This window comes from Verrucosispora sioxanthis (genome assembly GCF_010560025.1).
GTDB lineage: Bacteria > Actinomycetota > Actinomycetes > Mycobacteriales > Micromonosporaceae > Micromonospora > Micromonospora palythoicola.
The window spans coordinates 23,476-44,593 of the sequence record NZ_SAIY01000005.1 but is presented as its reverse complement, the minus strand read 5'-3'; the positions used below and the strand labels follow the sequence as shown (position 1 = coordinate 44,593).

Here is a 21,118-nt window from a genome sequence, read left to right as displayed (position 1 = left end):
CACGGCTACGACCCGAACCGGCCAGCAGACGTGACATGACGGTCCAGGGCGCCACGCTGCTCGACCGGTTCGAGGCGGAGCGGCCCCGGCTACGGGCGCAGGCCTGTCGGATGCTCGGCTCCAGTGCCGAGGCGGACGACGCGGTCCAGGAAGTGTGGCTGCGCTACGACCGCACCGACATGTCCGAGGTGAAGAACGTGGCGGCCTGGCTGACGACCGTGCTCAGCCGCGTATGCCTCAACCTGCTGCGGGCCCGGCAGGCCCGGCGTGAGCAGCCGCTGGACGGTCACACCGCCGACTGGTTGACAGCGGTCGACGAGAACCGGATCCCGCAGGAAGAGGTCGAGTGGGCCGAATCGGTCGGTCTGGCGATGCTGGTGGTGCTCGACCGTCTCACCCCCGCGGAGCGGATCGCGTTTGTCCTGCACGACATGTTCGATGTGGCCTTCAGCGATATCGCGCACACGATGCAGCGCAGCGTCACCGCCGTCAGACAGCTCGCCAGCCGAGCTCGTGTCAAGGTGCGCGGCAGGCAGGTGCGGACGGCGGATCGGGACCGTCGACGTGCGGCGGTCGAGGCGTACCTCGCGGCGACGCGGGTGGGGGACTTCGCGGCGCTGCTGACCCTGCTGGACCCCGAGATCGAACTCCGCGCGGACGCGACGGTCACCGGGACCGGGAAGCCCCTGACTCTCCACGGCGCCCTGGCCGTGGCGAAGAGCGCCGTGGCGGCGACGCCCCGGGCACGCCACACCGCCCTGGCCCTGGTCGATGGAAGCCCGGCTCTGGTCATGGCCCCACTCGGCCAACTGTCGCTGGTGATCCAGTTCGGCTTCCTGGGCCCGGCCATCACCACCGTTCAGATCACCGCCGACCGCGATCGTCTCCGCACGTTCACCATCGCCCTGGCCGGATGACTCGACGCTGCCGCAGCGAAGCGCGCCCGGACCGGACGGCTGGCGGTCTGCACGCGGATGGCCGACGTGTGCCGGCCATGCCGGCAATGGCGGACGTGAGCGGCTTGGCGGGCGACGACCGGCTCGTGTTCCCGGCCCTCCCGCGTTGCGGCGTCGTTGGCTGCCGCAACGGCCGCCCGCCAAGCCTGCCCCGTCCTCGTGGCGGTGTTCAGCCGTCGGTCAGCACGGCGGTGGTCGCCAGCCGTCGCGGTACTCGACACCGTCCGGCCGGAGCCGGACCTCGTCGTACCACGAGCCGGGCACCGGTTCGGTGTGGATCACTGCCGGCCGCTCCACCACGACGCAGACGGTCGAGCCGGGCCACCACCAGCCGCCGGATCGCGCCAGCTCGGTCCAGGTCCGCAGCTGGTCGCTCACCTCGGCGGGGTACGCGGCCAGCCCGAGCCGGTGCAGCGTGTCGTAGTAGCCGACCCAGAATGCGTCCTGCTGGCCGTACCAGCAGACCGGGGTCTGTCGGTCGCCACCGGGCAGCCCCGCGCGGACCGGTTGCGTGAAGCCGGGTACCAGGCTGCGGTGCAGGGCGTTGCGGACGCCTCGGTGCAGCACGACGCCGAGTGGTACCTGCCGGTCGAGGGCATCCTGCGGCGGCAGGTCCGGCCAGGGTTCGCGCGCTCTGCCCCGGCGGACGGGCGACAGTTCAGGGTCGGTGTGCCGGACGCCGTCGCTGAGCGCTGCCCTCAGCCGGGACGCCACGGTCGCGACGTCGCTGGCCGGAGTCGGTGGGCCGGCCGGGACGGGGTCGCGGACCCACTGGAGGAGTTGGTCGAGAGTGGGCAGCCGCTGGATCAGCGGCACGGCCGCGGCGGGGGAGTCCACCCAGGCGAACCGGGGCTCGCGGCGACCGGCCCGGGCGTAGATCGCCGTGAGGCACTGTTGCGTGGTGGGTCGGTCGGCGGGTTCGGTGGAGAGGGCGTACCCCAGCCACTCCTGCCGGATCACTTCGGCCTGCCGCCACAGTTCGCGGGAGGTCGGGGAGAGGGTCGCGGCCTCGTCGTGCCGCGTGGGCGCGGTCAACGCGCCAGGGCGTGTCCGCCCTTCCGGTTGGAGATCATCGCTAGATGATGGCCGATCGGGTCGCTATGCGCAACCGGTCTGGCTGACCGGGGAGACGTGTGAGACCGTCGACGCAAGCTGTTCCGAAGTGGACTGACGCGGGGCGGGTGGGAGTCGGATGGTCATGGCTCGGCGTTCGGAATCGCGGTGGATGGCAGGGTGTGTCACCGGCGTGCTGCTGACGGCTCTGGCGCTGTCCGGCGCGGTGGCGCCGGCCCGGGCGGCCCAGACTGACTGGCAGATCCTGGAACTCGGCAACCCGGTCCCGGGCGCCCCTGCCGGGGTCGCCGTCGGGGCCGTCGCCGTCCAGACCGACCAGGCAGATACCCGGGTGCCGTACCTGTTCAGCATCCTCGCCGGCGAGATATTCATGACCTACCGGTACGACGGGCGGTGGCAGTGGGCGAAGACGGGCCCGCCGTCGGGTCGGGTCGCCGCCGAGTTGCCCATCGGCGTGGTCGTCGGGCAGCCACTGAACGGGCAGGCGGAGCGGCCGTACGTCTTCGTCCGGGGCACCGACGGGCACCTGTGGGTGTGTTCGCTGGTCGGCGTCGACTGGGTGTGGACCGACCTGGGCACCCCACCCGGCGGTGACATCGTGGCCGCCGTCGGAGCGGTCGCCGTCCACGACGGTCAGGGCCTCGCCGGCCGGCCGTACGTCTTCGTCACCGGTGCGGACGGGAAACTGTGGCTCACCTGGTGGACCGGCCGCGACTGGCACTGGGACGACCGGGGCACGCCGCCCGGTGCGGTGGTCAACCCGTACTACGCACGCGTCGGTGTGACGGTGCGCCAGCCTTCGCCGGGCGGACCGGAGCATCCGCAGGCGTTCCTGCTGGACGTCCGTGGCGACCTGTGGCGGCACGGCTGGGACGGTAGCGCCTGGCGGTGGACCAACCACGGCCGGCCGGTGCCGACGGTGGCCTGGCCGCACGGTCTCGGGGTGGTCGACCTCCCGGACCCCAGGACCCGCACCAGCCACGTCGCCGCCTACACCGCCTACGGTGCCCAGGTGTTCGCCTTCGACCTGTACGGCGACACCGGCGGATGGACGCCGCAGGGGGTGGTGACCGGCACCCAGTGGGTGGACCCGGTCGGGGTGGTCGCCGTCCGGGAGAATCGGGTCGGACCGGCGGTACCCCGAGTTCACGTGGCCCAACTCGACGCGGTCGGCCCGATCTGGCAGGGCGGCACCGGGCAGACCTGGACGCCGATCCGTGGGACCAGCGTCCAGTCCGCCGGAGGACGGGACACCGGCGACAGCGTGGTGATCGACAGCCCTTCGACCGCCGACCAGACCACGTACGTCTTCTTCTGGGCTGGCAAGCGGAACAACCTCACTGTCGCCTGGTCGACGGGTTGACCGCAGTCCGGCATCCGGGGTGAGTCACTGTTTCAGGACGTGTCGGGTCCGATCCCCGGTCCAGGCCGCTTCGAGGATCGCGGTCAGGCTGGCGGTGTCGGTCGGGCCCGGGTGGTTCTGGATCAGGCGGGTGACGCCACTGGCCATCTCCGCGAAGCGGGGGAGGTCGGCGCGGGCCACGCCGATGTCCGCCAAGGTGGGTGGGATGCCGATGTCGGCGAGGAGCCCGTCGAGCCAGGTGAGGAACGCATCCGCGGCCTCGACGTCCGAGGCGTCGGCCACGTCAAGCCCGCACACTCCGGCGAGGATGGCCAATCGGTCGGCGATGGCGTCCCTGGCCGCGTCCAGCGCGTAGGGCAGCAGCAGCCCGACGCCCAGGCCGTGCGGCGTGTGCGTGGCCGCGCCGATGGGGTACTGAAGGGCGTGCGGGGCCGCGTTGCCGGCGTGGGAGAAGGCGAGCCCGGCGAGCATGGACCCGTAGGACATGTCGGCGCGCGCGTCCGTGTCGCCGCCGTCGCGGACAGCCCGAGGCAGGCTACGGGCGATCCGCTCCGCCGCCAGGAGGGCGTAGTGGTCGGTGATCGGGTTGCGGCCGAGGAACACCTGCTCCACCGGGTCGCGCGGTCCGTGCGGCCGGGGTCGCGCGGTGTAGCTCTCCACGGCGTGACAGAGCGCGTCGATGCCGGAGTGGGCGGTTACGGTCGGCGGGCAGGTGTACGTGAGTTCGGGGTCGACGATGGCGAAGTCGGGCACGATGTGGACGCTGGAGATACCCACCTTCAGCTCGCGGTCCGGGTCGGTCAGCACCGAGACCGGGGTGAGTTCGGAGCCGGTGCCTGACGTCGTCGGGACCGCGACGAGCGGAATCGTCCGCCCCGGCACCTTCGACTCGCCGTAGAAGTCGCGCGGGGTCCCACCGTGGCGTCGAATGACGCCGACGACCTTGGCGAGGTCGATCACCGTGCCACCGCCGACGGCGAGGATCACGTCGGCGTCCACCTCGGCGGCGACCGAGACGGCCAGGGCGACATCGGCCAGTGGCACGTCCGGAGTCGCGTCGGAGAACACCTCGACGATCTCGACCTTCTCCCGCACGGCGGCGACGATCTCGGCCACGCCCGGCTGCCCCAGCAGAACCCGGTCGGTCACGACGAGGACGCGCGAGCCGGTCTCGGCCACCACCCGTGGGATGTTCTGTGCGACCCCTTCGCCCACTATCAGCTGGCGTGGTCCGCGGACGGTCTCAAGCATGTCGGTGCCTCTCCGGAACGTCGGCGGTGATGTGCTGTGCGGACGTCCAGGTCACCTGCGAGACCGGGACGGCGTCGGCGAGGGCGGACGTGCGCAGGGCGTGGGGATGCCCGGCGTACGTCCACGGCGGCAGGCCGGTCACGGTAGGTCGATCGCCGCGTAGGTGACGTCGAGGTACTCGAGGATGCCCTCGTGCGACCCCTCCTTGCCGATCCCGGACTGCTTCACGCCGCCGAACGGAGCCGACGGGTCCGATATCAGACCACGGTTGATGCCGATCATCCCCGTCTCCAGCCCTTCGGTGAACCGGAGCGCCCGCGCCAGGTCGCGGGTGAAGACGTACCCGACCAGGCCGTGCTCGGTGTCGTTGGCCTTCGCCAGCACCTCGTCGTCGGAGGTGAACGAGATGATCGGCGCGACCGGGCCGAAGATTTCCGTGCTGAGCATCCGCGCGTCCTCGGGCACGTCGACCAGGACGGTGGGCGGGTAGAAGTGACCCGGCCCGTCCGGACGCTTGCCACCCACCACGACCCGGGCGCCGCGATCGACCGCGTCGGCGACCAGCCCGTCGATGGTGGCGACCGACGCCTCGTCGATCAGTGCACCGACGTCCACGCCGTCGTCGAGACCGTGACCCACCGAGAGCGAACCCATCCGCTCGGCGAAACGTGCCGTGAACTCCTCGCGCACCGGTTCCTCGACGTAGATCCGGTTGGCCGCGATGCAGGACTCTCCGATGTTGCGCATCTTGGCCACCATGGCACCGTCCACCGCGACATCCAGGTCCGCGTCGGCACACACGATCAGGGCCGCGTTGCCGCCCAGCTCCATGGAGGTGCGCAGCACGTTGTCCGCAGCCTGTCGGAGCAGCACTCGCCCGACCTCGGTCGACCCGGTGAACGACAGCTTTCGGGTGCGGCTGTCGGCCAGCAGTGCGGAGACCACGGCGCCGGAACGACTGGTGGTCACCACGTTGACGACGCCCGGGGGAACGCCCACCTCCTCCATGATGCGGGTCAGGAGCAGCATGGTGAGTGGCGTCTGACCTGCTGGTTTGGTGATTGTCGTGCAGCCGGCGGCCAACGCGGGGGCGATCTTGCGGGCGCCCATGGCCAGTGGGAAGTTCCAGGGTGTCACGAAGACGCACGGGCCGACCGGCTTCGGCACGGTGAGGACGCGGTACCCGCCCGCGGGAGCGGTGCTGTAGCGCCCTTCGACGCGTACCGCCTCCTCGGCGAACCAGCGGAAGAACTCGGCGCCGTACGCCACCTCCGCCCGAGCCTCGGCGAGCGGCTTGCCCATCTCGAGCGTTATCAACCGGGCTATCTCCTCGGTCCGCTCGGTCAGGGCCCGGTGCGTCGCCGTCAACAACTCCGACCGTCTCCGCGGCGGAGTCGCCGCCCACCGCCCCATCGCCGCGCTCGCCGCGTCCAGAGCCGCGAGCCCGTCCACGACGTCGGCATCCGCCACCTCGGCGATGGTCGTGCCGGTGGCGGGGTCCTCGACGGCGAAGGTGGCTCCACTCGCGGCGTCTCGCCAGACGTCGCCGATCCGGAGCCGTCGATGTTCGGGAGCCAGGACGTCCATCGGGTCACTCATTGCGCCGCCTCCTCTGATCTTCCTGGTGATGTCCGGCTGCCTCGACGACCGCGCGGTGCGGGTAGCCGGACGGGTCACCCGCCCGCGCCGGGGGCGAGGTCGCCGAGCGGGTCGGATGTGGCGGTGGTCTGGTCTGCCGGTCGACGCCGCGCGTCACCGGTCGCCTTTCCGGGCCACGGCGGTCTGCGCGCCGTCGGGCCGCGCGCAGTGGTGACGGTCCGCCGGGGTCCGATCGCCGGGTACGGGCGCATGGTGCCGTCGCCGCCCGGGGCGGTTACCGCCCGGCCTCGGACAGCGACAGCCCGGTGTCCGCGTCGAACAGGTGCGCACGGTCCAGGTCGACGGTGACCTGCACCCGTTCGCCCGGCGTTCCGGTGACGGTGGGTCGAGCCTTGACCTTGAGGATCTCCGATCCCACCTGGACGTCGACCACCGTTCGGTCACCGAGCGGCTCGAGGCCGTAGAGCTGCCCGGACAACGACGCGTTCCCACGCTGCTCGACGGACAGGTCCTCCGCGCGCACACCGAGCAGCAGCGCACGACCGTCCTCGGCGGTGGTCCAGCGCGGCCGCGGCAGCGTCCAGCCCTGCGCACCGACCAGACGATCTCCCTCCGCGTGGCAGGCGAGCAGGCTGATCGGCGGGCTCCCGACGAAGCCGGCGACCCACTGGTTGGCGGGACGCTCGTACACCTCGGTCGGCGTGCCGACCTGTTGCACCTTCCCCTCCTTGAGGACCGCCACCTGGTCGGCCATGGACAGCGCCTCCACCTGGTCGTTCGTCACGTAGACGAAGGTCGCTCCGAGGCTGCGGTGGATGCGGGTGAGCTCGGTGCGCATCTCGACGCGGAGCTTGAGATCGAGGTTTGTCAGCGGCTCGTCCATGAGAAACGCGCGCGGGCTACGGACCAGTGCCCGAGCCAGGGCGACCCGCTGCATCTCACCGCCCGACAACTGCGCGGGACGACGTTGCAGCAGTCGGTCGATGTGCAGCAGCCTCGACATCCGCTCGACGGCGGCGGCAATCTCACTCGACGAACAGCGGCGCGCCCGCAGCGGCGACGCGATGTTCTCGTACGCCGTGTGTCGCGGGTAGAGGGCGTAGTTCTGGAAGACCATGGCCAGGTCGCGGTCGGCCGGGGCGTCACCGGTCGCATCCCGGCCGTCCAGATGCACCGACCCGGCGTCGAGCTTCTCAAGGCCGGCGATCGCCCGCAGGGTCGTCGTCTTGCCCGCCCCGGAGGGCCCGAGCACGACGAAGAACGAGCCGTCCGGGACGTCCAGCGTCACCCCGTCCAGGGCCTGGACCTTGCCGAAGGACTTGCACAGCCCGTGCGCTGCCACGGTTCCCATCAGGCCACCAGTTCTTCCGTGTGCACGTCGTAGACCGTCGGGGTGCCGCCGGTGTGCCGCAGCCCGACCGGCGCGTCAGCGGCGAACCGGACCGTCGGTGGCATCCGCACCCGTACGTCGCGTTGGCCGCTGTGGTCGATCGCGTAGATGATTTCGTCGCCCAGCCACTCCGCCGAGACCACCCGGGCCGGGACGGAACGTTGCGCCCCCGGTTCGGTGACCTCCAACGCCTCCGGCCGGACGCCGGCGACCAGGCGACGGTCGCGTGGCAGCCCGGGCGGTGGCGTGAGGACCAGTCCGCCCTGGCTGCGCAGCTTCCCGTCGGCCACCTCCACCTCGATCAGGTTCATCGGCGGGGAGCCGATGAACGCGGCGCAGAACAGACTCGCCGGACGGTTGTAGACCTCCAGCGGCGTCCCGATCTGCTCGACGCGGCCCTTGTTGAGGATCGCGATCCGGTGCCCGAGCGACATCGCCTCGACCTGGTCGTGGGTGACGTAGACCATCGTCGTCCCCAGTTCCCCCTGCAGGTGCTTGATCTCCGTACGCATGTCCGCCCGCAGCTCCGCGTCCAGATTGGTGAGCGGCTCGTCCATGAGGAACGCGCGCGGTCGTCGCACCAGGGCGCGAGCCAATGCGACGCGTTGCTGCTCCCCGCCGGACAACTGGCGTGGTCGCCGGTCGAGCAGCGAATCGAGCCGCATCAACCGGGCGGCCTCGGCGACCCGCTCGCGTACCTCCGCCTTCGGCAGCCCCTCGGCCCGCAGTGGGAACGCCAGGTTGTCGCGGGTCCTCAGATGCGGGTAGAGGGCGTAGAACTGGAACACCATGGCGATGTCGCGCTCGGCGGGCAGCAGGTCGTTGACCAGGGTGTCGCCGATGCGGATGTCGCCCGTCGTCTGCCGCTCCAGGCCGGCGATGGCCCGCAGGGTGGTCGTCTTGCCGCAACCCGACGGGCCGAGCATCACGAACAGCTCACCGTCGTCGATGGACAGGTCCACGTGATCAACCGCGACCGTCCCGTCCGGGTAGCGCTTGTGCAGGGCGGTCACCTCGATGCCCGCCATCAGCGTCGCACCGCCCCGAGCGTCACACCGGCGACGAGGTGCTTGCGTACCAGGTAGGCGAAGACGAGCACCGGCAGGGCGAACACCACGGACGCGGCGGCCACGAGACCCCAGTCCGTGGTGGTGCCACCGATGAGGCCGGCGATGGCTGGTGGCGCTGTCCGCACGCTGTCGCTGGAGGTGAGGAAGATGGCGAACACGAACTCGTTCCACGAGAAGATGAGCGCGAAGACCGCCGTCGCGGCGATGCCGGGTACGAGCAGGGGGAGAGTGAATCGCCAGAACGCCTGTAGACGGGTGTAGCCGTCGAGCATGGCGGCGTCCTCGTACTCCGCGGGCACCTCGTCGACGAACCCCTTCATCATCCAGATCGTGAACGGGACGTTGAACGCGGTGTAGATGAGGATCAGGCCGAGCTTGCTGTCGATGAGTCCGACCTGGCGGTACATGAGGAAGATCGGGATCACGACCACGACGGGCGGCATGAAGCGGGTGGACAGGATGAAGAACAGCTGGTCCTTCCTGGCCTTCACGGCGAGGCGGGAGTAGGCCCAGGCCGCCGGGACTCCCAGCACGGTGGCCAGCACCGTGGAGACTCCGGCGACCACGGCGGAGTTGAGGAACGCGACGGACAGGGCCGAGCGACCCCCGTCTGGGCCGACGAACACGTCCTTGAAGTGATCCATGGTGACCGTGAAGCCGAAGAACTGGGCCGGTACGGCGTAGACGTCCCGGTTCTCCTTGATGGACGTCTCGATCATCCACAGCACGGGGAAGAGCATCACGACGGCCAGGACGGTCAGCAGCGCGACCTCCAACGCGGAGCGGCCCCGGCCGCCGAGGCGGCGCGCGGGAGGCGTGCGGTCCCGGGCGGGACCTGTGGACACGGCCTCGTCGACGGAGACGGCCATCAGCCCTCCTTGAGCTTGTTCAGGTAGCGCAGGTAGAGCTGCGTGAGAACGATGACGACGAGGACCATGAGGATCCCGTACGCCGAGGCGGTCCCGGTGTTGAAGCCCAGGAACGCCACCTTGTAGACGTGGAACGACAACGTCTCGGTGGAGACCCCCGGGCCGCCGTTGGTGAGGATGTAGACGAGGTCGAACAGGCGGAAGGCCTCGATGGCCCGGAACAGCACGGCGATGAGCAGCAGCGGCCACACCAGCGGAAGAGTGATGGTGCGGAACCGGAACCATTCGGACGCCCGGTCGATCGAGGCGGCCTCGTACAGGTACTTGGGCACGGCGGTGAGGCCGGCGAGCGCGATGAGCATGATGAACGGTGTCCATTGCCAGGTGTCGACCACGATCAGGGAGATCAACGCGGTCCGCTGTCGGGTGAGCCACTCCACCGGTCCCAGGCCGAGCGAGCCGAGCATGCTGTTGATCACGCCGAACTGTGCGTCGAGCATGAATCGCCAGAACAGCCCGACCACCACCGGCGACAGCATCATCGGTACCAGGAACAGAGTGGTCAGCACCCCTCGCCCGTGCGTGCGCCGTGAGATCAGGTAGGCGATGCCGAAACCGAGCACGGTCTGCAGGGTGACCGCGCCGACCACGTAGACCAACGTCGTCAGGGCCCGCTGGTGAACCTGCGCCGATGTCAGGATGGCGGTGTAGTTCCCGAACCCGACGGAACGGGCGGGCCCGCCCCGGGTGGCCGAGTAGTCGGTGAAGGACAGGTACAACGCCCACAGCAGCGGGAACACCGACATCGCGAGCAACAGCAGCAGCGCCGGGGAGATGAAGGCCACGGCGAGCCAGCGGTCGCTCAGCCGGCGGGACCGACCCGGTGCAGGTGGCGTCACGGACGCCACCTGCCCGGGCTGGTCGGTCGTCACAGGTACGGCGTCACTCACAGTCCGCCGCCGCCCCTGCGGCTGCTGGAGTCGAGCACGGCCTGTTGCTCCTTGGCGATGTCGTCGAGCGCGTCCTTCGGCGCCTTCGCGCCGTTGAGCGCCGCGTTCACGTTGGTGTTCTCGATGTCGACGAGGCGGGCGTACTCCGGCACGTTCCACATGTCCCGCATCCGCGGCACCGAGTCGGCGTACACCTGGTTGAACGGACCGGCATTGAGGAACTCGGGCGACTGCAGGGCGTCCGTACGCGACGGCACACCACCGGCCGCGGCCCACTTCTTCTGGATGTCGGCCCGCTGGAACCACTTCATGAAGTTCAGGGCCTCAACCTGGTTCGCCTCGGGGGAGTAGGCCGACACGTGCATCCCCATGCCGCCGAGCGGGACCAGGTTGGTCTTCTGGCTCGGCAGGGTGGCAAAACCCAGCTTGTCGAGAATCTGCTCCCGGGTGGAGCCGAGCGTCGACTGCTTCGGATCGAGCAGGCCGCCGCTCGCCGCGATCCAGTTGAACGCGATGCACGCCTTGCCCTGGGCGACCGCCGCGTTCACCTCGTCGATGAACCAGTTGCCGGATCCCGTGGCGGTCAGTGGCTTCATCCGGTTGACCAGGACGTCCATCGCCTCCTGGCCGGCGGCGTCGTTGAGGACACCCTCGATCTTGCGTGTCTTGGGGTCCCAGAGGTTGCCGCCGTAGACGCCGTTCACCGTGTTGTAGGTGACGGCCGCGGCGTCGGAGCCGTTGGCCTGGTGGAAAGCCAGCCCGCTGACGCCGGGGTGGTCCGCCTGGCACTTCTCGGCGACTGAGATCATCTCATCCCAGGTCTGCGGTGGCTGGTCGCCGATCAGGTCCTTGCGATAGATCATCGTCCAGGTGTCGCCGAGCAGCGGCAGCCCGTACAGGCTGGCGTTCTCGTCGCGCTTGCCGGTCTCCGCCTGGGGGAACTGGCCGTACGCCGCCAGGAGGTACGGGTTGTAGGCCGCGACGTCGATGTTGCTCTTGACGAAGTCGGTGATGTCGAGGATGTTGCCGTTCGTCACGGCCTCGCCGATGTGCTGCGAGTCCAGGATCGCGATGTCGAAGTCGGTCTTGCGGGCGGCGAACTGGGTGAACATCGCGTCGTGCCAGTTCGCGTTCGGCACGGTGTTGACCTTGATCGTCGCGTTCGGCCGTTCCTTCTTGTACTCCGCGTTCGCGAAGGCCTCCAGTGCCTGGGCGGGCGGCCAGTCGAACCAGATGAAGCTGAGGGTCAGCGGGTCGTTGGTGAGCTCCGGGATGGTCGCCGGTGCCTTGGGGGCGCTCGCCTGGCCGCCGTCGTCCTGGCCATCGCCGCAGGCCACCATGGTCGTGGCCACCAGCAGCATGGCCGCCGTCGCCAGCTGCACCTTCCGACCGGGAACGGATAGTCGTCCTATTCGCTGTTGATAGCGCATCTTCTCGCCTGCTTTCCGGATGAGAGCTTCTGGAACCTCGCCCTGTGCTTCGCCGAGCAGTTGCTGGGTTCTTTCCGGCGGGTTGGCGGGCTGTCGCGGGACCGACCCGCGAACCGGCGTCACGAGTACGTCGTGATGTACTGGATCTTCGTGCCGTCGAGCGGCCCTCCGGTCCAGCAGCGGCCCGGAGGCGGACCGAGCAGGACGTCGAGCACGCTCATGGGAGCTCCAGGTGATCGGGGTAGCGCGATCGCGGGGTGGCTCCGCGACGGTGGGGGATGGCGGTGGTTCGCCACTTTTCCTATACGATCCGGCTGGGGCGTCAGCATGTCGCAGAGTTGTGACTGATGTCAACAGGTTCCGGAAGACGCAAAGAAGGGCCTCACGTCACGATGGACGACGAAGGAATGATCGCGCGGGGCCGTCGGACGGTGGCGGGCGGAACGTCGTCGGGAAGATCTGGCGGCCGGCTCGCCGACGAGGTGTACGACACGCTGCTCGGACAGCTGATGTCGCTCCGGATCGAGCCTGGCTCCCGCGTCACGATCGACGTTCTGGCGCGCGAGCTGGGGGTCTCGCAGACGCCGATCCGGGACGCCCTGAACCGCATGGAGGCCGAGGGCCTGGTCGTGCGGGTGCCCCACGCCGGCTACCGCATACCTCCGCAGATCACCCGTCGCCGCTTCGAGGACATGCTGGAGGTCCGCCTGCTCCTGGAGCCGGCAGCGGCGCGCCGGTCGGCCGAACGCGCGTCCCTGGCCCAGGTGGCCGGTCTGCGGGCGATGCTGGAGGAGATGGCGGAGCTGGAGGGGGGCAGCGGGCCCACGGCCTACGGCGCCTTCGGCCTACGTGACGCCGCCTTTCACGATCTCGTCGCCCTGAGCGCGGAGAACCAGGTCATCCGGGAGGCGCTGGCGCGCCTGCACAGCCATGTGCACCTCTTCCGGCTGCACCACGACACCCAGGTCACCCACCTGGCCATGGCCGAGCACGAGGACATCGTGGCAGCGATCGCCGCGCGTGACCCCGACGCCGCCGCGTACGCGATGCGCCGGCACATCCTGCGGTCCGGCGAGCGTTTCCGGCGATTGTTCGACGAGGCCAAGGACGCCGACGCGGTGGCGCTGGAGGCTTGACGGGCGGGCCGGGCCGGGGAATGCTAACTGAATCGGATCGGATTGGATCTACTCACCCGCCCCCGGACGCGAGGAGAAGCAGGTGCCCAGAGCGCTGCTCCTGACCGGCGACGCCGCCGAGGAACTCGACACCATGTATCCCTACTACCGCGTGCAGGAGGGCGGCTGGGACGTCGACGTCTCGTCACGGACGAGGCGTGACGTGCAACTGGTCATCCACGAGTTCGACCCGAACTCCGACGCCTACGTGGAGAAGAACGGCCGGAAGTTGCCGGTCGACGTGCCCTGGGCCGAGGTCGACGTCGAGCGCTACGACGCCCTCATCATCCCCGGGGGACGTGCCCCCGAGTGGATCCGGGTCGACGCCGACGTCCGGCGCATCACCGAGCACTTCTTCGCGCGCAACCTCCCCATCGCGCTGGTATGCCACGGCGCGCAGGTGCCGGCGGTGTACGGGCTGCTGAAGGGCCGGAAGACGGCGTGCTTCCCACCCATCACCGGAGACATGGAGAACGCGGGCGCGACGGTCATCGACGCTCCCGACGTGGTGGACGGCAACCTCGTCTCCTGCCGAGGCTGGCCGGACATGCCGCAGTTCGGCAGGGCCATGATGGAGCTCTTCTCGAAGTCCGTCAGCTCCGGGTCGGCATGAGCACACCTGGCCCGCCCCGGTGACGACGCTTCGCACCGTCACAGTGGACGGCTCGCCCGTCCACGTCATGGAAGGCGGCACCGGGCCCGCGGTACTGATGCTGCACGGCTCCGGACCCGGCACGACCGGGACCGGAGCCTGGGCACCGACGGCCGAGGCGCTCGGCACGTCCTGGCACCTGGTGGCTCCTGACCAGGCGGGGTTCGGTGGGACGCCGGTCCCGACGGGTTCCCGCAGTGGGCTGCGGCTGTGGTCGGAGCAGGCTGCGGGCCTGATGGATGCCCTCGGTATCGACCGCTACGCCGTGGTGGGTCACTCCATGGGCGGTGCCGTGGCGCTGGCGTTGGCGGCCGTGAGACCCCAGCAGGTCACCCGGGTCGTGGCGGTCTCGACGATGGGCGCCCCCGGGGCGCCGCTGTCGGCCGGGCTCGATGCGATCTGGGCCGCCCCCGCCACCGCCCTCGGAGCACGGGACATGCTGAGTCGCCTCGTCCACGACCAGGCGCTGGTGACCGACTCGGCCGTCGATGCCCGCGCAGCCGCGATGCGAGCCGGGGCGACCGCGTACGCGTCGTTGTTCCCTCCACCGAGGGCACGATGGGTCGACGAACTCACCCTCTCGACGCAGGCGCTGGCAGCGGTCCGCGCGCCCGTGCTGCTCGTGCACGGCGCCGAGGACCGGATCACCCCCCTCGAGACGGCAGCCCGGCCCCTCCTGGGGCACCTGGCCGATGTCCGGCTGCACGTGTTCGGCGGGTGCGGGCACGTGCCGGCGATCGAGCAGCCGCACGAGTTCAGGGACCTGCTGTCAGGCTTCCTGCGCCAGGACCGCCGGCACTGAACAGCTACGGCAGGTCAGATGGCGGTGCCTTGCCGCCGCGCGCATCGGTGCGATGAGTCCTCGGTCCTTCCGGTCGTGGTGCTGTGGCGACCCGACCTCCTCCGGGGGATCGGCGACCCGTGGCTGAGCAGGTCACCTCGTCCCAGGGGCCCGGCCGGTAGACCGGGTCACCGCAGTAGAGCGCTCGGCGGCAACCGGGCTATCGCCCTCACGCGGCGGTCAGCGCGGCGGCAGGATCGCCGCCCGGCCATGAGCGGGTGTCCGCTACGTGGCCGGGTCGGGGTGCAGGACCATTGCGAAGGTTGCCCGGCGGCGTCGCCTTCCGTGTGTCCGCATCCGCAGAGGTTGCACAAGATCGGTGATCGCGGCGGCGAGCTGGCGCGATTCGGCAGGAGTGATCCAGACCGGAATCTGCTGGTACGCCACGCCGTCGCGGGTGGGGTCGGCGTCGGTGGTTCGCAGGTACTGCTCGAACCCGGCGACCAGTGCGCCGACGAACGCGGCGAAGTAGCGCTGATGGTCGGCGGAAGATGCGGTGTCGAGGTCGCGGGGGCCGAGGGTGACCGCGGACTTTACCACCGTGTAGGTGCGTTGCGTGCCGCCGCGGACCCGCTCCTCGCGGGTAACCCGTAGCACCCCCGCGTCCACCAGACGCCCGACGTGTCGGTAGAGCGATGCTTGCGGGATGTCGCTGAGTTCGGCGCTCAGCTGGCGTGCGGTCAGCTCGCGGTCCATGAGCGCGTGCACGATGCGCAACCGGCCCGGATGCAGCACGGTCTCCACGATTCGGGCGTTGGATCTCGCGGGCTGGGCGTTGATTATCACAATCAAGAATGTTAGCTTGAGCCCTCTGATTCTCAGATATGAGAATGTTAGAGGGTGGATCGGTGCGGAAGCAGACCGTCGAGATCGAAGCTGCGGGGGCGCTGCTGGCCGGCACACTCACTCGGCCCGACGTGGACGGCCGACGTCCCGCCGCGTTACTTGTCAACGGTTCCGGACCGATAGACCGCGACTCCGCCATGCCCGGGCTGGCGCTGGGGCTGGGCCCGGCACTCGCGGTGGCGCTGGCTGACGAGGACTGCGTCGTTCTGCGCTACGACAAACGGGGCGTGGGTTCCTCGCAGGGTGACTATCTCGGTACCGGCTTCCACGACGAGTGCCGCGACGCCGCAGCCGCCCTCGCCGCGCTGCGCGCCCATCCCGCGGTGGACCCGGAGCGCGTCTTCGTCGTCGGGCACTCGACCGGAGCGGTGGTGGCGGCCAACCTCGTACGGGCAGTTCGACCGCCCGCCGGCTATGTGCTACTCGCCGGTGCCGCACAGCCCGGTGACCAGGTGATGGCCTGGCAGAGCGAGCGGATCGCGGCCACGCTGCCACGGCTGCTACGCCCGCTGGGCCCGGTACTGGTACGGCGCCAGGCCCGCGAGCGCGACCGGATCCGCCGGTCCACCGCAGACCGACATGACCGGATGCCCCGCTCGCGCCTCACCGACCGATGGCTACGCGAGTACCTGGCCCACGACCCACGGCCGGACCTGGCCGCCATCGACCGGCCGGTGCTGGCGATCACCGGCGGCAAGGACGTCCAGGTCGACCCGGCAGACGTCCCACGAATCGGCCGGCTGGTGACCGGCCAGTTCGATGGTGAACTGCCGACCGACCTCACCCACCTGCTACGTCGCGACTGCGGACCGCCAGGACTGTGGCGGTACCGAGGTCAGCTCCGCAGGCCGATAGACGACTGGGTCATCCGACGCGTCGTGGCGTGGGCCCGGATCCGTCTCGCGAACTGAGCGCCCGGTGAGCCGCCATGCCGACGACCGTCACAGTAACGCCCAGCCGATGGAACCGGGACCAGAGGCGCCGGGCGGCTGTTACCGGACGTGGTCTTCGAGTCAGGCCAGCGAGGGCCGGCCCGTTCGCACCGTCCCGACTTCCCCGACCGATGTCACTGCCCAGACGGCGGCACGGCAGATGATCGGACGGGATTGTTCTCCGTCGCCCAAGCGCAGATGGCGGCGAGTGGTTCCTGAAGGGTCTTGCCGAGGGCGGTCAACGCGTACTCGACGTGCTGTGGCGGTGTCTCCCTGAGCACCCGTCGCTGCACCAGCCCGTCGCGCTCCATCTCGCGCAGCGTTTCGGTCAGGACCTTCTGGGTGATCCCCGCGACGCGGCGACGCAACTCGGCGTGCCGTTGGGGACCGGCGAGCAGCGCGTAGATGATCAGGATCCGCCACTTCGAGGCGAGCCGCTCGATCGCCTGCCGCGTCGTGCAGCCCTCGTCGAGCACGTCCGGAACCACCAGCGACATGAGCACCCCCGGGTATCGGACCGTGCGGCGAAGGGCACCGGGAAGTGCCTTCTGTTCGACGAGCACCGTGCGACCTAGCGTCGAGTCAACAGTAGACGCCCGAAGGGAACACCGCCGCCATGTCCGACCGCACGTCCGAGTACCGCACCCACACGTATCCCGCTGGCGGCATGACCACCGAGCGTGTCACATTCACCGCCGACGGTCTCACGCTGGTCGGCAGCCTCGCCGTGGCCGCCGACGGCGCACCTGCCGTCGTACTGACCGGGCCGTTCACCGGCGTCAAGGAGCAGGTCGTCGGCACGTACGCCGCTCGGCTGCGCGAACACGGTCTCACCACACTCGCCTTCGACCACCGCGGCTTCGGCGAGAGCGGCGGACGCCGTGCCCACGAGGACAGCCAGGGCAAGCTCGCCGACCTGCGCGCAGCGGTCAGCCTGCTCGCCGCGCATCCGGCCGTGGACGCCGCTCGGGTGGCCGCAGTCGGGATCTGTCTCGGCGGCGGCTACGCGGTCCGCGCGGCCGCCACCGACCCGAGGATCCGCGCGGTCGTGGGCATTGCCGGCGGGTACAACAGCCCGGTCCGCTTCAGTGCCGGCGACCTCGACGGATACCGTCGGGCGCTGCGCTCCTTCGTGGAGCGCTACGACGACGAGTTGCCGGCGGTGGCGGCCGACGGCGCACTCGCGGCGATGGGCGGCGACGAGCCGTTCGCCTACTACGGCACCGAGCGGTCGGCGGCGGCGCACTGGGAGAACCGGGTCGCCTACGGCTCGCTGCACGCTCTGATGACCTTCGACGCACTTGGCGCGGCGCCGTTGCTCGCCGCCACCCCGCTGCTGGTCGTGCATGGCCGCACCGACGCCTACTGCGCACCGGAACTCGCCGAGGCGCTCTACACCGACGCGACCGGACCGAAGGAGATTCGCTGGCTCGACGCCAAGCAGCACATCGACCTCTACGACGTGGAGCCGTACGTCAGCCAGGCTGCCGAAGCGGCCGCGGCCTTCCTGCACCACCACCTCGGCGGCGCTGCCGCGACGCCCGCGAGTCCATGATCGCGGCGAATGCCGGAACCTCCGGAGCCACGGTGTCTGCCGGCCACGACCGCCGTGACGCGGAGCGACGACCGTACGGCGGCCAGAGGCGGCCGCCGAAGAACCCCGGCAGCATGGGCGACGCTCTCGCGTCCTCGATGGACGTGCTCTGTCAGGATCGGCGCATGGCGAACGTCTGGTCCGGTGTGACGATCGACTGCCTCGACCCCGAGCGGGTCGCCGGATTCTGGAGCGCCCTCCTCGGTCGCGAGCCCGGCTCGTCGCAGGAGGGCTGGGTCTACCTGGGCGAACGAGGTGACCCGCAGCCACGGCTGGTGTTCCAGCCAGTGCCTGAGCTTCAGGCCGGCAAGGTGCGGATCCACCTCGACATCTCGGTGGACGATATTGACGAGGCCATGACGGAGGTCGTCAAGCTCGGTGGCCGGTCCACCGGTGAGCGGCACGACTACGAGGAGGGTGTCGTCGTCGTCATGGCCGACCCGGAGGGCCACGAGTTCTGCCTGGTCGAGTACTACGGCTGACGGGTAGCGTGCCCGGTGTGCGGCATGCGCTACTTCCTGAAGTAGGCGGCGCTCTCCGCGTCCGCCGGGTAGTAGGACTCGACCGCGACCTCGTCGATGGTGATGTCCATCGGGGTGCCGAACGTCGTGATGGTGGAGAACAGCCGCAGTTCTCGTCCGCCGACGTTGAGGATCATCGGGATCACCACGTCGGCGTCGATCCGTTGATCGGACGTGTCGTCGGCCTCGGGTGCCAGTAGTTCTTCGTAGAGTGCGGTGAGTTCGGGGTCGGGAGCCGTGGCGAGCTGGCGTGAGATCCGTGCGCGGAACACCGCGCGCACGTCGGCCAGGTTGACGACCAGGCGGGCGAGCCCGCGCGGGTGCAGTCCCAGCCGTACCAGGTTGACCGGTGGCCGCAGCAGGTCGGGAGCCACCTGTGCGAAGAACGGTTCGACGGCGCGATTGGTCATCACGATGTTCCACCGGCGGTCGAACACCACCGCTGGATACGGTTCGTGTGCGCGGAGCACCCGGCTGATCGCGTCGTGGACGGCCGACAGTGCGTCGTCGTGGAGTGGACGCTCGGTGTAGCGGGGTGCGAAGCCGCCGGCGAGCAGGAGCCGGTTGCGGTCGCGCAGCGGCACGTGAAGTTGATCCGCGAGCCGGAGGATCATGTCGGCGCTCGGCCTGGATCTGCCGGTCTCGACCAGGCTGACGTGGCGGGCCGAGACGTCCGCGACGATGGCGAGATCGAGTTGGCTGAGTCCCCGGCGTTTCCGCCACTGTCGTAGGAGTTCCCCGACCGTGTGCACGATCATGGAGCGTACCCATCGTGGAGCCGGTCGCCATGACATCCGATGTCATCGACAGGCGACGCGGATGCGGAAACACTGCGTCCATGACCACGGAGAACAAGAACATCGTCCAACGGGCGCTGGCCGGGTTGATCGAGACGGGTGACGTCGACACGCTCGCCCAGTCGCTGCGTGACGACTTCGTCCACCACCGGCCGGGTTCGACCACCTCGACCAAGGGGGAGTGGCTCGCCGCCGTCCGGGCCGCGCTGGTGCCGCTCGCCGGCATGCGGGTGGAGATCCATCAGGTGCTGGCCGATGGCGATCACGTCGTGGTGTACTCGCGGCGCTGGCTTGCGGACACCGGGCCGGAGATCGCGGTCGTCGACATCTGGCGGATCGACGACGGGCTGATCGCCGAGGGGTGGGAGATCATCGAGCCGGTCGCCCAGGTCGCCGCAAATCTGGTGTGGTGGGAGCCTGCTCAGCGTTGACCCTGGGTGAGCCGCTACGAGGGGCATCTCTCGAACGCCCGGGAACGTACGCGTTCCCGGGCCGTCCGCAACGGCTACGACGACCTGCTCGGTCGGGCGGCACTTCGCGCTTTGCGATCACGCGCTAACGTGACGGAGTCGAGCTGGAGTGGGGAGCAGTGCATGGCGTTGCGTGACCTTGTGCGCCGGGTGCTCGCGCGGCAGTCGGAGGGCATCATCGCTCGACCGGTGCCCACACTGGACGGGCCGACCGACGCTACGCCGTTCGTGACCGACGAGGTCTATCTGGTGATCAGGGTCAGCCAGTTGTGGCTGGCCAACGAGCGCGAGTTGTGGCGGGAGTTCCTGCCCTTCGGTGCCGTGGTGACGGAGTTCCTGCGCGATGGCAACCGGGTCGCGGTGCCGTACCTGATCGGTGCGAGCGAGCTGAGTCGGCGGCTGCAGGTCACCGGTGAACGCGACGCGGTGGAGATCTCGAACCTGCGGGTGGCCGGACCGGTGCCCTACGAGGGCGACGACGTGAGTCTGTTGTTGGCCCTGTTTCGAGCGAAGACGTCGGACACGTTGCAGCGATCGCTCAACCTGATCGAGAACGTGAGCAGCGCCATCGGCTTCGCCGGGCTACTGGGCTCCGCCAGGGTCGCCACGGCGCTCATCGACGGCATCGAGTCCTTCATGGACTCGGCGGCGCTGGAGCTGCGCGTGGGCGTACACCAGTCCTGGTCCGCTCCGACCGGTGCGGGTGGGGTGGCCCGTGGCCCGACGGAGCTGGCGCCTACCCACTTCGTGATCATCCGCCGGCCGGCGGGGAAGACGACCCAGGCGGAGTTGGCGTCGCTCGGGGTGGTCGGTGGTCGGCTCTGCCGGGTGGCCGCGGACGGCACGATCGCGCCCTATACGGAGCACGACTTCATCCTGGTCCGCGTCGAGGCGACCCGCCACCGCGACGACTACCGCCAGCTGGCCTTCTTCCAGCTCTGGCAGCGGACCCGCCAACACCTCGCGGACGGCGACCTGGGAGCGGCCCAGGTGCTGTGGCGGCAGACCGCCGGGGCGCTCTGCACCGACGAGTTGATCCGCCCGCAACAGGAGGCCCTGTTCGAGGAATACCAACGCCAGTACGTCGCGCTGGTGGAGCGCGCCTGCGCCCCGGCTGGCACGGTACGTGGCGGCGAACATGGCGACGACGGCGGGCCTGAGCGCAACGGTGCGACGGAGTTCGAAGACGACCCGGAGATCCTGCTGCGACGATTGGGGCGTTGAGGCCATGCCGTTCTTCCGTCGACGCCGATCCGGCTCCGGTGCCCCGGCCGACAAGGGCCGGTCGACAGGGCCGAGCGAAGGCGGCGAGGTCACCGAGGAGATGTTGCTGGGCGC

22 protein-coding genes are annotated in these 21,118 nt (G+C 69.9%); 10 read left to right on the top strand and 12 right to left on the bottom strand.

The annotated features are described in order from the left end of the window. Positions 1–35 precede the first annotated feature (35 nt). A complete protein-coding gene (locus ENC19_RS16010; RefSeq protein ID WP_164447986.1) occupies positions 36–917 on the top strand; it encodes a sigma-70 family RNA polymerase sigma factor in 882 nt (293 codons plus the stop codon). Between the two features lie 219 nt (positions 918–1,136). Here ENC19_RS16010 and ENC19_RS16005 read toward each other — a convergent pair whose 3' ends face one another. After that, positions 1,137–1,991: a DUF6745 domain-containing protein gene (locus ENC19_RS16005; RefSeq protein ID WP_164447985.1), complete on the bottom strand. Its 855-nt coding sequence runs from the start codon at positions 1,989–1,991 to the stop codon at positions 1,137–1,139. Between the two features lie 211 nt (positions 1,992–2,202). On the opposite strand from ENC19_RS16005, the gene ENC19_RS16000 reads away from it, so the two are divergent. Next, positions 2,203–3,393 carry a hypothetical protein gene (locus ENC19_RS16000; RefSeq protein WP_164447984.1) on the top strand — a complete coding sequence of 397 codons (1,191 nt, stop codon included), beginning with the start codon at positions 2,203–2,205 and terminating at the stop codon, positions 3,391–3,393. A 24-nt stretch (positions 3,394–3,417) separates the two neighbouring features. Here the strand turns inward: ENC19_RS16000 and ENC19_RS15995 are convergent, their stop codons facing one another. From ENC19_RS15995 to ENC19_RS15960, 8 genes are all read right to left on the bottom strand, one after another. After that, positions 3,418–4,644 carry an iron-containing alcohol dehydrogenase gene (locus ENC19_RS15995; RefSeq protein ID WP_164447983.1) on the bottom strand — a complete coding sequence of 409 codons (1,227 nt, stop codon included), beginning with the start codon at positions 4,642–4,644 and terminating at the stop codon, positions 3,418–3,420. After that, positions 4,637–4,786: a hypothetical protein gene (locus tag ENC19_RS15990; protein WP_164447982.1), complete on the bottom strand. Its 150-nt coding sequence runs from the start codon at positions 4,784–4,786 to the stop codon at positions 4,637–4,639. Before ENC19_RS15990 ends, ENC19_RS15995 begins: the two co-directional genes overlap by 8 nt. Then, entirely contained in the window at positions 4,783–6,243 is a 1,461-nt protein-coding gene (locus tag ENC19_RS15985; protein ID WP_164447981.1) for an NAD-dependent succinate-semialdehyde dehydrogenase, read from the bottom strand. Before ENC19_RS15985 ends, ENC19_RS15990 begins: the two co-directional genes overlap by 4 nt. Before the next feature lie 274 nt (positions 6,244–6,517). Next, positions 6,518–7,594, bottom strand: a complete 1,077-nt coding sequence (locus tag ENC19_RS15980; RefSeq protein ID WP_164447980.1) for an ABC transporter ATP-binding protein — start codon at positions 7,592–7,594, stop codon at positions 6,518–6,520. Further along, on the bottom strand, positions 7,594–8,661 hold the full coding sequence (locus ENC19_RS15975) for an ABC transporter ATP-binding protein (RefSeq protein WP_164447979.1): 1,068 nt from the start codon (positions 8,659–8,661) through the stop codon (positions 7,594–7,596). The genes ENC19_RS15980 and ENC19_RS15975 overlap by 1 nt, the downstream gene beginning before the upstream one ends. Beyond that, positions 8,661–9,572: a carbohydrate ABC transporter permease gene (locus tag ENC19_RS15970; RefSeq protein WP_164447978.1), complete on the bottom strand. Its 912-nt coding sequence runs from the start codon at positions 9,570–9,572 to the stop codon at positions 8,661–8,663. The genes ENC19_RS15975 and ENC19_RS15970 overlap by 1 nt, the downstream gene beginning before the upstream one ends. Continuing rightward, on the bottom strand, positions 9,572–10,471 hold the full coding sequence (locus tag ENC19_RS15965; protein WP_281603632.1) for a carbohydrate ABC transporter permease: 900 nt from the start codon (positions 10,469–10,471) through the stop codon (positions 9,572–9,574). Before ENC19_RS15965 ends, ENC19_RS15970 begins: the two co-directional genes overlap by 1 nt. Before the next feature lie 47 nt (positions 10,472–10,518). Continuing rightward, positions 10,519–11,904, bottom strand: a complete 1,386-nt coding sequence (locus tag ENC19_RS15960) for a sugar ABC transporter substrate-binding protein (protein ID WP_309245963.1) — start codon at positions 11,902–11,904, stop codon at positions 10,519–10,521. A 440-nt stretch (positions 11,905–12,344) separates the two neighbouring features. On the opposite strand from ENC19_RS15960, the gene ENC19_RS15955 reads away from it, so the two are divergent. The 3 genes from ENC19_RS15955 (at position 12,345) to ENC19_RS15945 (ending at position 14,581) form a co-directional block, all read left to right on the top strand. Further along, the gene (locus ENC19_RS15955) at positions 12,345–13,088 is read left to right on the top strand and encodes a GntR family transcriptional regulator (RefSeq protein WP_164447975.1); all 744 of its coding nucleotides are present in this window, start codon (positions 12,345–12,347) and stop codon (positions 13,086–13,088) included. An 82-nt stretch (positions 13,089–13,170) separates the two neighbouring features. Next, complete coding sequence (locus ENC19_RS15950; RefSeq protein WP_164447974.1) at positions 13,171–13,740, top strand: DJ-1/PfpI family protein; 570 nt, start codon at positions 13,171–13,173, stop codon at positions 13,738–13,740. Between the two features lie 67 nt (positions 13,741–13,807). Continuing rightward, on the top strand, positions 13,808–14,581 hold the full coding sequence (locus ENC19_RS15945) for an alpha/beta fold hydrolase (RefSeq protein WP_166458722.1): 774 nt from the start codon (positions 13,808–13,810) through the stop codon (positions 14,579–14,581). A 264-nt stretch (positions 14,582–14,845) separates the two neighbouring features. Here the strand turns inward: ENC19_RS15945 and ENC19_RS15940 are convergent, their stop codons facing one another. Further along, complete coding sequence (locus ENC19_RS15940) at positions 14,846–15,364, bottom strand: helix-turn-helix domain-containing protein (RefSeq protein WP_164447972.1); 519 nt, start codon at positions 15,362–15,364, stop codon at positions 14,846–14,848. Positions 15,365–15,468: 104 nt separating this feature from the next. Here ENC19_RS15940 and ENC19_RS15935 point away from each other — a divergent pair, with 104 nt between their 5' ends. Further along, positions 15,469–16,377: an alpha/beta hydrolase family protein gene (locus ENC19_RS15935; protein WP_208020917.1), complete on the top strand. Its 909-nt coding sequence runs from the start codon at positions 15,469–15,471 to the stop codon at positions 16,375–16,377. Positions 16,378–16,532: 155 nt separating this feature from the next. Here ENC19_RS15935 and ENC19_RS15930 read toward each other — a convergent pair whose 3' ends face one another. Beyond that, positions 16,533–16,961: a winged helix-turn-helix transcriptional regulator gene (locus ENC19_RS15930; protein WP_309245964.1), complete on the bottom strand. Its 429-nt coding sequence runs from the start codon at positions 16,959–16,961 to the stop codon at positions 16,533–16,535. A 104-nt stretch (positions 16,962–17,065) separates the two neighbouring features. On the opposite strand from ENC19_RS15930, the gene ENC19_RS15925 reads away from it, so the two are divergent. Both ENC19_RS15925 and ENC19_RS15920 read left to right on the top strand, forming a co-directional pair. Then, positions 17,066–17,953, top strand: coding sequence for an alpha/beta hydrolase (locus tag ENC19_RS15925; protein WP_208020916.1), 888 nt, complete (start codon positions 17,066–17,068; stop codon positions 17,951–17,953). A 164-nt stretch (positions 17,954–18,117) separates the two neighbouring features. Continuing rightward, positions 18,118–18,474: a VOC family protein gene (locus tag ENC19_RS15920; protein WP_164447970.1), complete on the top strand. Its 357-nt coding sequence runs from the start codon at positions 18,118–18,120 to the stop codon at positions 18,472–18,474. Between the two features lie 29 nt (positions 18,475–18,503). Here ENC19_RS15920 and ENC19_RS15915 read toward each other — a convergent pair whose 3' ends face one another. Continuing rightward, positions 18,504–19,271: a helix-turn-helix domain-containing protein gene (locus ENC19_RS15915; protein WP_166458697.1), complete on the bottom strand. Its 768-nt coding sequence runs from the start codon at positions 19,269–19,271 to the stop codon at positions 18,504–18,506. 80 nt (positions 19,272–19,351) lie between these two features. Between ENC19_RS15915 and ENC19_RS15910 the strand changes: the two genes are divergently transcribed. After that, on the top strand, positions 19,352–19,741 hold the full coding sequence (locus ENC19_RS15910) for a nuclear transport factor 2 family protein (protein ID WP_164447969.1): 390 nt from the start codon (positions 19,352–19,354) through the stop codon (positions 19,739–19,741). Positions 19,742–19,903: 162 nt separating this feature from the next. Further along, a complete protein-coding gene (locus ENC19_RS15905) occupies positions 19,904–21,004 on the top strand; it encodes a hypothetical protein (RefSeq protein WP_164447968.1) in 1,101 nt (366 codons plus the stop codon). Positions 21,005–21,118 lie beyond the last annotated feature (114 nt).

Bases quoted from the DNA above. Each gene is read 5' to 3' on its own strand.
- ENC19_RS15955 (WP_164447975.1), top strand. From the start codon at position 12,345: ATGGACGACGAAGGAATGATCGCGCGGGGCCGTCGGACGGTGGCGGGC.
- ENC19_RS15970 (WP_164447978.1), bottom strand. From the start codon at position 9,572: ATGGCCGTCTCCGTCGACGAGGCCGTGTCCACAGGTCCCGCCCGGGAC.
- ENC19_RS15905 (WP_164447968.1), top strand. From the start codon at position 19,904: ATGGCGTTGCGTGACCTTGTGCGCCGGGTGCTCGCGCGGCAGTCGGAG.
- ENC19_RS15985 (WP_164447981.1), bottom strand. From the start codon at position 6,243: ATGAGTGACCCGATGGACGTCCTGGCTCCCGAACATCGACGGCTCCGG.
- ENC19_RS16010 (WP_164447986.1), top strand. From the start codon at position 36: ATGACGGTCCAGGGCGCCACGCTGCTCGACCGGTTCGAGGCGGAGCGG.
- ENC19_RS15910 (WP_164447969.1), top strand. From the start codon at position 19,352: ATGACCACGGAGAACAAGAACATCGTCCAACGGGCGCTGGCCGGGTTG.
- ENC19_RS15995 (WP_164447983.1), bottom strand. From the start codon at position 4,644: ATGCTTGAGACCGTCCGCGGACCACGCCAGCTGATAGTGGGCGAAGGG.
- ENC19_RS15945 (WP_166458722.1), top strand. From the start codon at position 13,808: ATGGAAGGCGGCACCGGGCCCGCGGTACTGATGCTGCACGGCTCCGGA.
- ENC19_RS15915 (WP_166458697.1), bottom strand. From the start codon at position 19,271: ATGATCGTGCACACGGTCGGGGAACTCCTACGACAGTGGCGGAAACGC.
- ENC19_RS15920 (WP_164447970.1), top strand. From the start codon at position 18,118: ATGGCGAACGTCTGGTCCGGTGTGACGATCGACTGCCTCGACCCCGAG.
- ENC19_RS15975 (WP_164447979.1), bottom strand. From the start codon at position 8,661: ATGGCGGGCATCGAGGTGACCGCCCTGCACAAGCGCTACCCGGACGGG.
- ENC19_RS15980 (WP_164447980.1), bottom strand. From the start codon at position 7,594: ATGGGAACCGTGGCAGCGCACGGGCTGTGCAAGTCCTTCGGCAAGGTC.
- ENC19_RS15925 (WP_208020916.1), top strand. From the start codon at position 17,066: ATGACCACCGAGCGTGTCACATTCACCGCCGACGGTCTCACGCTGGTC.